This is a genomic window from Holophagales bacterium (genome assembly GCA_016719485.1).
Taxonomy (GTDB): Bacteria; Acidobacteriota; Thermoanaerobaculia; order UBA5066; family UBA5066; genus UBA5066.
On the sequence record JADJZB010000004.1, the window covers coordinates 509,710 to 520,125 of the forward strand.

Sequence of the window (10,416 nt, forward strand, 5' to 3'; positions counted from 1 at the left end):
GGACGCTCGCTTCGTCCTCGGCAACGAGGATCGTCTCGGTTCCCCCCCTCACGGCGGCAGGGACGGGCGAAGGTTCCCGCGCCGGCTCACCGTGCTCGACCAGGGGAAGGTAGATCCTGATCACGCTTCCCGTCCCGGGTTCGCTGTAGACGCTGATGAAGCCCCTGTGCTGCTTCACGATTCCGTAGACGATGGACATGCCGAGCCCGGTGCCCTTGCCCGTCGGCTTCGTCGTGAAAAAGGGTTCGAACACCCGCTTCTGCGTCTCCTGGTCCATCCCGCACCCGGTGTCCGAGACGGTCAGGACGGCGTAGCGACCCGCGGCGCCCCACCCGTGGGCGGCCACGAAGGACTCGTCGAGGACCTGGTGGCCCGTCTCGACCGTCACGAGGCCTCCCCGGGGCATCGCGTCGCGGGCATTCGTGACGAGGTTGATCAGGACCTGCTCGATCTGGCCGCTGTCGACGAACACCGGAAGGTCGGCGTCGTTCGACACCGACCTCAGGCGCACGTCCTCTCCGATGACCCGGACGAGGAGCTTCTGGACCCGCTGCACGATGTCGTTGAGGTTCGCCGCCTTCGGGGACGTCACCTGCTTGCGGCTGAATGCCAGGAGGGCCCGCGTGAGCTGGGCGGCCCTCTCCGCGGCCGAGGTGACCTGCCCGAGCCTCTCCAGCTGCTTCTCGTCACCCTTCATGCCCGCCCTGAGGAGGTGACAGTAGCCGAGGATCACGGAGAGGATGTTGTTGAAGTCGTGCGCCACGCCGCCCGCGAGCTGCCCGACGGCTTCCATCTTCTGCGCCTGGAGCAGCTGGCCTTCGAGCCGTCTCTCTTCCGAGACGTCCCGCATGACGCTCGCGACCCCGGTCACCCTGTCGCCCTCGACGATCGGGGTGTAACGGACCGCGTGGTCCCGTAGCCCCTTCTGCGGGTAGGTCGCCTGCAGCTCGAAAGCGCGCTCCTCGCCCGCCAGGCACTGGTCGAGGTGCGGCTTCAGCCGAAGGAAGACGTCGTCGCCCAGCACCTGCTCGACGGTGTGGCCTACGACTCTCTCCAGCGGGATCCCCACGAACGACAGGAACGCCTCGTTCGCCAGGACGTAGCGGTACGCGGCGTCCAGCACGCAGATCATGTCCGTCGAGCTCTCTATGGCCTTGCGGTACTCGAGGAGCCTCATCTCGGCGTTCCGGCGGTCCGTGATGTCCTCGAACACCCCGAGGACGCCGTAGACCTCTCCGGCATCGTTGGTCAGGGGCACCTTGGAGGTGTCGAGCCAGGTCGTCGTTCCGTCGGGCCGGCGCTGCGTCTCCACGATGTGGAGCTTCGGCCGCTTCCGGTCCATGACCTCCCGGTCGTCGGCGCGGTACGCCTCGGCCTCCTCGCGACTCCACGGCAGGTCGAAGTCGGTCCGGCCCACGATGCCCGCGGGATCGTCCAGACCGGCCCTGAGGGCCATCTGCCGGTTGCCGCCGAGGTAGACGCTGTCGAGGTCCTTCCAGAAGACCGACTGCGGAATCGCGTCGACCACGGAGGCCAGCATGTTGCGGCTCCGGCGGAGCTCCTCCTCGGCCCGCTCCCGGTCCCGTATCTCCCCGAGAAGCGTCTCGTTGGAACGCGCGAGCTCGGCCGTCCGTTCCTCGACGCGCCGTTCGACTTCCGCGTAGGCCCGGCGCAGCTCGCCCTGGGTCCGTTCGAGAATCGCCTTCTCTTCCCCGAGCGCACGGTTGACGACGCGGAGCTGCTCGGGGCTCGGCAGCGCGAGGATCCTCGGCAGGATCGGCCAGAGGATGACGGCCGTCGCCAGGGACGCCACGGCGCAGAGGGCGTCCACGGTGGCCTGCCACCAGCCCACGGGCCACCAGAGGCCGATGACGTGGACGAAGTGGGTCGCCCCGCACGCCAGGATGAACGCGCCGAAGAGGACGAGGATCCACGAGAAGGGGAGGTCCTTTCGCCTGACCTTGAAGACCACCAGGAACACGGGAATCGACGCGTAGGAGACGGCGATCACCCCGTTGGCGATCGCCATCACCATCATGAGGGCCGGGGTCATCGTTCCGGGTAGCGCACCGCGAATCTCCGCTCCAGAGGCCATCGCCAGCATCGGGACGACGATGAGCACGGCGAGCGCCGCCGCCGGCGCAAGGACCCGCGGCAGCAGCTCCAGGCCCTGCCTCCAGGCCGGTTTCGGCGCGACGAACGCCTCCGTGGGCGCGCGACGCAGACGGAGGCTGTTCGTGATGACGAAGATCGAGCTGAACGCCATCGCTCCCGCCGCCACCATCGGGCTGAGGAGACCGTAGGCCGCGACGGGTATCAGGGCGACGTTGTAGAAGAGCGCCCAGACGAGGTTCTGGTGAACGGTCTGGAGGGACGCGCGGGACAGGACGATCGCGCGCCCCACCCCTCGCAGGTCGCCGCTCATCAGCGTGACGCCCGCGGCCTCCATCGCGACGTCCGTTCCGGTGCCGAGCGCGATGCCGACGTCGGCCTGCGCCAGCGCGGGCGCGTCGTTGATGCCGTCACCCACCATCACGACGACGGGCGGCGGCACGCCCGGCGGCCGGGCTGGCGTTCCGCAGGTTCCGGATCGCTTCGGCCTTCTCCTCCGGCCGGACCTCGGCGCGGACGCGGGTTATGCCGACCTCGCGAGCGATCGCCTCGGCGGTCCGGAGGTTGTCGCCCGTCAGCATCACGACGTCGAGGCCGAGGAGGAAGAGCTCCTCGACGGCCTCTCGGGCTTCCGGCTTGACGGCATCCGCGACCGCGACGATCCCCATCGGCTCCGCCGGACCGTCGCCGCCCGCCGGCGTGGCGGCGACGATCATCGCGGTCTTCCCCTCGGCCTGGAGGCGGTCGACTTCGGCCTCGACGACCTCGAGGGCGACTCCCTCGCTGCGCATCAGCCAGGCCGTCCCGACGAGGACCACCCGGCCCTCCACGTGCGCGCAGATCCCCGAGCCGCTCACCGCGCGGACCTCTCGCGGCCACGCGAGCGCGAGGCCCCGGCCGGCCCCGGCCCGCGCCAGCGCCCGGCCGACGGGGTGTTCCGACCCCTGCTCGGCGCTCGCCGCCAGCCGCAGCACCTCCGCCTCCTCGCCGGCCCGGCAGGCGAGGACGTCCGTCAGCGCGGGCTCGCCCCGGGTCAGCGTCCCGGTCTTGTCGAAGACGACGACCGTCGCCATTCCGACTCGCTCGAGCGCCTCGCCCGTCCGGAAGAGGATCCCGCGCGAGGCGCCCCTCGCCGTCCCGACGAGCACGGCCATCGGCGTCGCCAGCCCGATCGCGCAGGGGCAGGCGATGATGAGGACGGCGACGGCGTTCATCAGCGCGCTCGAAAGGTCGATGCGCGCGACGGCGAGCCAGAGGAACAGCGTGGCGCACGCGGCCGCCAGGACGAGCGGGACGAAAACCCGGCCGACGTCGTCGGCGACCTTCTGGATCGGCGCCTTCCGCGCCTGCGCGTCTGCGACGAGCCGGACGATTCGCGCGAGCGTCGCGTCGGCGCCGACCCGCGAGACCTCGACGCGGACGAAGCCATCCCGGTTGACGGTCGCGCCGATCACCTCGTCGCCCGGCCCCCGGGTGACGGGCATCGACTCGCCGTTGACCATGGACTCGTCGAAGGCGGAGCGCCCCTCGAGGATGCGGCCGTCGAGCGGCACTCTCTCCCCGGGCCGGACGACGAAGACCTCTCCGGTGCGGACCTTCTCGACAGGCACCTCGACTTCCACGCCGTCGCGGACGACCGTCGCCAGGACGGGGCTCAGGTCGAGAAGCGCGTGGAGCGCCGCCGAGGCCCTCCCCCGCGCACGCGCCTCGAGGAACTTGCCGAGCGTGACGAGCGTGACGATCGCCGCCCCGGTCTCGAAATAGACACCGGTGCCCGGGAAGACGCCCAGGACGACACCGACGCTCGAGCCCCAGGCGACGGTGGAGCCGAGCGCGACGAGGACGTCCATGTTCGAGGTACCCGACCTCAGGCTCCGCCACGACCGCGCGTAGAACGGCCCGCCGACGACGATCTGGACGATCGTCGCCGCGACGAGCATCGCGAGCTGGTCGTGCGGGAACGCGGGGAGCCCGAAATCGCGCCCCATGCCGTAGACGACGAGAGGTGCCGTCAGCAGAAGCCCGAGGACGAGGCGCCGCGACGGGGCACCGGACTCATCGATGGCGGCTGTGCCCGTCCGGCCGTCAGGATCCGCCATCCCTTCCGGCCCCGCGACACCGAAACCCGCCTTCCTGACGCAGGCCACGACCCGGCCGGTATCGATCCTGTCGGGATCGAAGTCCACGTGCAGCGTTTCGGTGGCGACACTGACGCTGGCGAAGTGGACGCCGGGGAGCTTCGACACCTTCCACTCGATCAGCCCGGCGCAGCTCGCACACGTCATTCCCGTCACGGGCAGGACCACGGTGGAGCGGGGCAACGCCGTGAGGGGATCGACCGATGCCGGGACGTGGAGGGCGCCTTTCACCGCGTTGCCCCGCCGTGGTCCCGCGAGCTACGTCGGCTCGGCGTAGAAGAGGGCTTCAGGCCCCCCTTCCCGTCGGAGTATCCGGTCGAGGGTCTGGGCGATCTCGAGCGTGGAGCTGCCCTTGAACGCGAAGCCGAGGATGCCCATTTCCTTCGCGGCCGCTTCGTCCACCGACCTCACGTAGCCGGACGTGAGGACGATCGGAAGGTCCGGGCGAACCTCGAGGAGGCTCCTCGCGAGCTCGAGACCCGACATCCGGGGCATCGCGAGGTCGGACACGACGGCGTCGAAGTCCCGGGGACGCGAACGAAACTCGGCGAGGGCCTTCTCGGGGTCGGTGAAACCAGTCACGCGGTAGCCGAGGTCGACGAGGCTGAGCGAGACGAGCTCCACCAGGGGCTCTTCGTCGTCGACGAGGAGAATCCTCTCACCCGACCTCCTGTCCGCCATGCCGTCATTGTCTCCCCTGACCCGGGGCATTGTCTCTACAGGAGTCGGGAGCCGGCGCGATCCCGTTCGCGTCCAGGCGGGGTCGATGCTCTTCGGCGGCGGACCCGCCGTCGTCGGCGTCACAGCCTCGAGGCCGTGGCCCTTCGGCCCCCGCTCGCTCCGCCACAGCAGGAACGAGAAAACGAATCCGAGCATGGCCAGGGCCCCCAGCGCGTACATCACCGGATTCCAGCCCGCCGGGTTCGCGGCGCTCGCGTGAGCGCCGTCCTTCAGGAGACCGAGGCCCCAGCTCATGCCGGCCCAGCCCACCTGCTGGCAGAAGGTCATCAGCGCGTAGGCCGAGCCGAGCCTCGCCTCGGGAACGAGGTAGGTGACGGCCGGCCAGAGGACCGCCGGGACGAGCGCGAACGCGAGGCCGAGCATTCCCATAAGGATCGTCGGCGAGATCGAGGTGCCGGCCAGGAGGAAGAACGGCGGCACGAGGAGCGCCGAGCCGGCCGCCATCAGGAGCGCCCGCTTTCCGATCTTGTCGGCGAGAAGGCCGAAGAGCGGCATGCCGATCATCGAGAGGAGCGGCAGGATCGACTTGAGGTTCCCCGCGGCCTCCGGCGAGAGCCCCTTGGCCTCGATGAAGTAGAGGTTCGCAAAGGTCCGGAACGGGAAGATGGTCGCGTAGAAGGCGACGCAGAGACCGACGACCCACCAGTATCCGAGGTCGAAACGGACGAGGTCCGACCAGACGAGCTTGTCGGTCGCGCCGGGCCGCGTCACGGAGTAGACCCTCGTGGCCCGCCTCTCGAGCGAGGCGTAGACGATCGCGAAGAGGAGCCAGGTGACCCCCAGGCACGCCGCGAGGAGGAGCGGCGGCTGCCAGCTCCCGAAGAGCTCCTTCGCGAAGTCGGGCGACTTGTCGGCCGCCCACGAACCGAGCCTCGCGATGAGGAGCTGGATCGCGAGGGCGAAGGAGATCTCCTTTCCCTTGAACCAGCGCCCGACGACGGTCGTCGCCGCGACGATGAAGAGCTCCGATCCGATGCCGAGGAGGAAACGCCCGATCATCATTCCGGCCCACGGGCTACCGGGGAGGAGCGCCGGAAGGACGGCGATCGCGATGCTCCCCGCGGCACCGATGGCCCCGAACAGGACGGCCGAAGCCGCCACGCCGATCCGGTCGATCAGGACGCCTCCTGCGATGAGCGTCAGGAGCGCCGCGACGTTGTAGGCCGTGTCGAGGAGCCCCACCTGCGCGCCCGTGAAGCCGAAGGCCTTCTCGAGGAGCGGCGTGACCGGGTAGAGGGCGTCGAAGACGTAGTAGTTGCCGAACATCGCCACGCTGCACGAGAGCAGCACGAGCCATCGATAGAAGGCGGGCGGCAGGGGACGCGGGTCGGCGGCCGGGACGGCGAGGTCGGACATGCGCGCCGGACGATACTCCCTCTCCCGACCCGCGCGGAGGCACGAAGGGCCCCGGGCGCCTCCTTGCTACGATCCGCGCCGTGACGCCCGCACCCACCAGCTCCGATTTCGACGTCGTCGTCCTGGGCGGCGGCCCCGGCGGCGAACGCGCCGCCATCCAGGCCGCCAAGGCGCACAAGCGCGTCGCCCTGGTCGAGCGGGCCGCCGAGGTCGGCGGGACCCGCGTCAACTGGGGGACGATTCCCTCCAAGACGCTCCGCGAGAGCGCCCTCTTCTTCCACGGGATGACGCGGCATCGCCTGCACGGCTTCCAGGCCGAGGTGACGGACGACGTCACGGTGGCCGACTTCATGTACCGCGAGCGCCTCGTCGTCCAGCGCGAGCTGGAGCTGATCAACGCATCGCTCGGCCGGTACCGGATCGAGGTCTTCCGGGGCCACGGGCGCTTCCTCGACCCGCACACCGTCGCCGTCGAAGGGAAGGACGGGCGGCGCAAGGGGACCCTCCGGGGCGACGTCTTCGTCATCGCGACGGGGTCGAGCCCGAACCGCCCGGCCGACGTCCCGTTCGACGCCGAGAGCGTCTTCGACAGCAACACGATCCTGAAGCTCCCCCGGATGCCGAAGACGATGACCGTCCTCGGAGCGGGAGTCATCGGCGTCGAGTACGCCTCCATCTTCGCGGCGCTCGGCGTCTACGTGACGCTCGTCGACACGCGCGACCGGCTTCTTCCCTATCTCGACCGCGAGATCGTCTCGATACTCGAGAGGGAGCTGGGCGATCTCCACGTCGAGATCGTTCACGACGACCGGTACCTCCAGATCGACCCGGTTCCCGGCACTCCACCCCGCGTGACCGCCCAGACGCAGAAGGGGCGCCGCTTCACCTCCGACGTTCTCCTCTACTGCGTCGGGCGCGACGGGAACACGAGGGAGCTCGGCCTCGACACGATCGGCCTCGTCCCCGACAAGTACGGTCTCCTGTCGGTGAACGACGACCTCCAGACCGCGCACCCGCACATCTACGCCGTCGGCGACGTCATCGGCTACCCGGCCCTGGCCTCGACCTCGATGGAGCAGGGGCGCCGGGCGATGCGGCACGCGTTCGGCCTGACGGGCCCGTCGGCGAGCACGCAGAACGTCCCCTTCGCCATCTACTCGATCCCCGAGGTGAGCTACGTCGGCGAGACCGAGGAGATGCTCAAGGGAAAAGGGATCGACTACGTCGTCGGCCGGGGCCACTACGGCATGAACCCCCGGGGCCAGATCATCGGCGACACCGACGGGCTCCTGAAGCTCGTCTTCGACGCGACGACCGCACGCCTCATCGGCGTCCACATCGTCGGGCACTCGGCGAGCGAGCTCGTCCACATCGGCCAGGCCTACATGAAGATGCAGGCGACCGCCCTCGAGATCGCCGAGTCGCTCTACAACTACCCGACGCTCTCGGACATGTACCGTCACGCCGCGCTCACCGCCGTCTCCGAGCTCGCGAAGAGGCGTGCGAGCGACGGAGGCTGATCTCGTCTATCCTGCCGGACGGCATTCGGGGAGGCTCCCTTCCCGCTTCCCTTTCTCGAGGAGGACGGCATGCCGGCCATCGAACAGCTCCTGGCCACGGTCAGCGACTTCATCTGGGGCTGGCCCCTCATCGTCCTGCTCTTCGGGACGCACCTGTTCCTGACGTTCCGTCTCGGCTTCCCCCAGCGGCACATCTGGACCGCCATCAAGCTCTCCCTGAGCCGGGAGAAGGAGGGGGCCGGCGACGTCAGCCAGTTCGTGGCGCTGACGACCGCCCTCGCCGCGACGATCGGGACCGGGAACATCGTCGGCGTCGCGACCGCGATCGCCGCAGGCGGCCCCGGCGCGGTCCTCTGGATGTGGCTCACGGGCGTCTTCGGGATCGCGACGAAGTACTCGGAGGCTCTCCTGTCGGTCCGATTCCGGGTGACCATGCCCGACGGCTCGATGGCCGGCGGACCAATGTACGTCCTCGAGCGGGGAATGAAGGCGAAGTGGCTCGGGATGATCTTCGCGGCGCTGACGGCCGTCGCGGCGTTCGGCATCGGCAACACGGTCCAGGCGAACTCCATCGCCACCCTCGCGCATGAGACGTTCGGCATCTCCCCCTGGGTCAGCGGAGTCCTTCTCACGGCACTGACCGCCATCGTCATCCTCGGCGGCATCCGGTCTATCGCACGGGTCTGCGAGCTCCTCATTCCGTTCATGGCGGCCTTCTACGTCCTCGGGTGCGCCATTCTCCTGGCCATGCACTGGGAGACGCTTCCCGCCTCGTTCCGCCTGATCCTCTCCAGCGCTTTCAGCGGCCAGGCCGCCATCGGCGGATTCCTCGGGGCCGGGATGAAGGAGGCGATCCGGTTCGGCGTTGCGCGCGGGCTCTTCTCGAACGAGTCGGGACTCGGCAGCGCACCGATCGTCGCCGCCGCGGCCATGACGAAGAACCCCGTGCGCCAGGCGCTCGTCTCCTCCACGGGCACGTTCTGGGACACAGTGGTCGTCTGCGCCATGACCGGCCTCGTCATCGTCAACTCGGGCGACTGGCACGAGGGGCTCCGGGGAGCGGCACTGACGAAGACCGCGTTCAGCCACATCCCGCACGTCGGACCGATCGTCCTGACCATCGGTCTTCTCACGTTCGTCTTCTCGACGATTCTCGGCTGGTCGTACTACGGGGAGAAGGCCGCCGAGTACCTCCTCGGATCGAAAGTCATCCTTCCGTATCGGGTCCTCTGGGTCGCCGCCGTCATGGTCGGTTCCGTCGCGACTCTCCCGGCCGTCTGGTCCTTCGCCGACATCGCCAACGGCATGATGGCGAGCCCGAACCTCATCTCGCTCCTCGTCCTCAACGGAGTGCTCGTGTCCGAGACGAGGAAGTACCTCGCGCCGGGGATGCTGAACGAGGCCTCGCCTGGGGAGTGAGCCGGCGGAGCTCGGCCCCGGGTCGCGTCAGCTCCGGGATCGCGAGCCGCGCCGGCCGGGAAGCCCGTCGGGCCGGCTCGGGGGGCAACGACGCCGGGCCTTCGACGAGAGAGCTGCGAGGGGGAGGCCGAGCCCGAAGACGAGGGCGCTCGCGACGACGGGCGCGAGACAGGACGCCCCCGTGGTCGGTTGAGAGGGCGTTGCGCGAGGGGTCGCCCGGGACGAAGTGCACCACGTGGCTGCTGGCGACATTCTCGTCCCGGAGGCGGGCCGCAAGGGCTTCCGCCGCCGCTTCGCTCTCCATCCCGAGCCGCCCGAATCGCCAGGAGGAACCGAGCCGTAGCTCCGTCTCCCCTTCGACCTTGAAGAGGTACTGCACGTCGGGGTAGGGCGGATCACCGCGGACATCAGGAGCTCCGGTGAGGAAAGCGTCGACCGTACCGAGGCGGGGCTTCACGACCACGTGATGCCAGAGCACTGGAAGGAAGTGGACGAGGAGTACGACGACGGCGAGCCCGGCGAGAGCGGCGGAGGCGTTGCGCAGGTTCGCCAGGCCCCGGGCGATCTTCTCGGGAGGGAGGGGATTCTCTCGGGCCCACCGGAGAGTGTCCCGGGCGAGGGAAAAAGCGACGACGACGGAAAGCGTACCGACCGCGACGGCGGGAATCACGTAGGGGGTGACCGGCACCCAGGCCGGGTCCAGGGCGGAGTCCCACGGATCGGCGCTGTCGTACCAGACCGTCACCCGCTTCCGTTCGGGATAGCGGCTCTGGAACCGAGCAGCGTCGGCCTCTGCGGAGAATTTCGCGCTCGTGTGGCTGAAGTCGAGGTGCTGGCCTGAATACTCGCGCCCCCCGACCTCGAACGTGTACCGGACCGATACCTCCCACTCGATCCGGCGCCTGGGGCGCCGCATCTTCCACGTCTGGATCTCGGTCGACCGAATCTCCCCGTCGACGGATCGGAGCCTCCCGTCTCGGGCGCTCGCCAGGCGGTCCTGCCTCGGGAAGGCCCAGCAGACGAGGGCGCAGACGCCCGCGACCGACAGGAAGGCGAGGGCGGCGTAGACGCGCAGGGCCCGGGCGCCGATCGTCGGCGCCATCGGCCGGAAAGAGAACGCTCGTCGGATC

4 protein-coding genes and 3 pseudogenes are annotated in these 10,416 nt (G+C 69.5%); 2 read left to right on the forward strand and 5 right to left on the reverse strand.

Features of this window, described 5'->3' with window-relative positions; all coding sequences use genetic code 11:
- Positions 1–100 precede the first annotated feature (100 nt).
- The 4 genes and pseudogenes from IPN03_05095 to IPN03_05110 all read right to left on the reverse strand — a co-directional run bounded on the left by IPN03_05095 (position 101) and on the right by IPN03_05110 (position 6,347).
- Positions 101–697, reverse strand: a pseudogene (locus tag IPN03_05095) (hypothetical protein).
- A gap of 111 nt (positions 698–808) precedes the next feature.
- A pseudogene (locus tag IPN03_05100) lies at positions 809–1,177 on the reverse strand (PAS domain-containing protein).
- A 1,041-nt stretch (positions 1,178–2,218) separates the two neighbouring features.
- Positions 2,219–4,433 (reverse strand): annotated as a pseudogene (locus tag IPN03_05105) (copper-translocating P-type ATPase).
- Positions 4,434–4,508: 75 nt separating this feature from the next.
- Entirely contained in the window at positions 4,509–6,347 is a 1,839-nt protein-coding gene (locus IPN03_05110) for an MFS transporter (protein ID MBK9373106.1), read from the reverse strand.
- 80 nt (positions 6,348–6,427) lie between these two features.
- Between IPN03_05110 and sthA the strand changes: the two genes are divergently transcribed.
- Both sthA and IPN03_05120 read left to right on the forward strand, forming a co-directional pair.
- Positions 6,428–7,867, forward strand: a complete 1,440-nt coding sequence (gene sthA, locus IPN03_05115; protein MBK9373107.1) for a Si-specific NAD(P)(+) transhydrogenase — start codon at positions 6,428–6,430, stop codon at positions 7,865–7,867.
- Positions 7,868–7,936: 69 nt separating this feature from the next.
- Complete coding sequence (locus IPN03_05120; protein MBK9373108.1) at positions 7,937–9,286, forward strand: sodium:alanine symporter family protein; 1,350 nt, start codon at positions 7,937–7,939, stop codon at positions 9,284–9,286.
- Here the strand turns inward: IPN03_05120 and IPN03_05125 are convergent.
- A complete protein-coding gene (locus IPN03_05125) occupies positions 9,210–10,388 on the reverse strand; it encodes a DUF3592 domain-containing protein (protein ID MBK9373109.1) in 1,179 nt (392 codons plus the stop codon). The genes IPN03_05120 and IPN03_05125 overlap by 77 nt on opposite strands.
- Between the last annotated feature and the right edge of the window lie 28 nt (positions 10,389–10,416).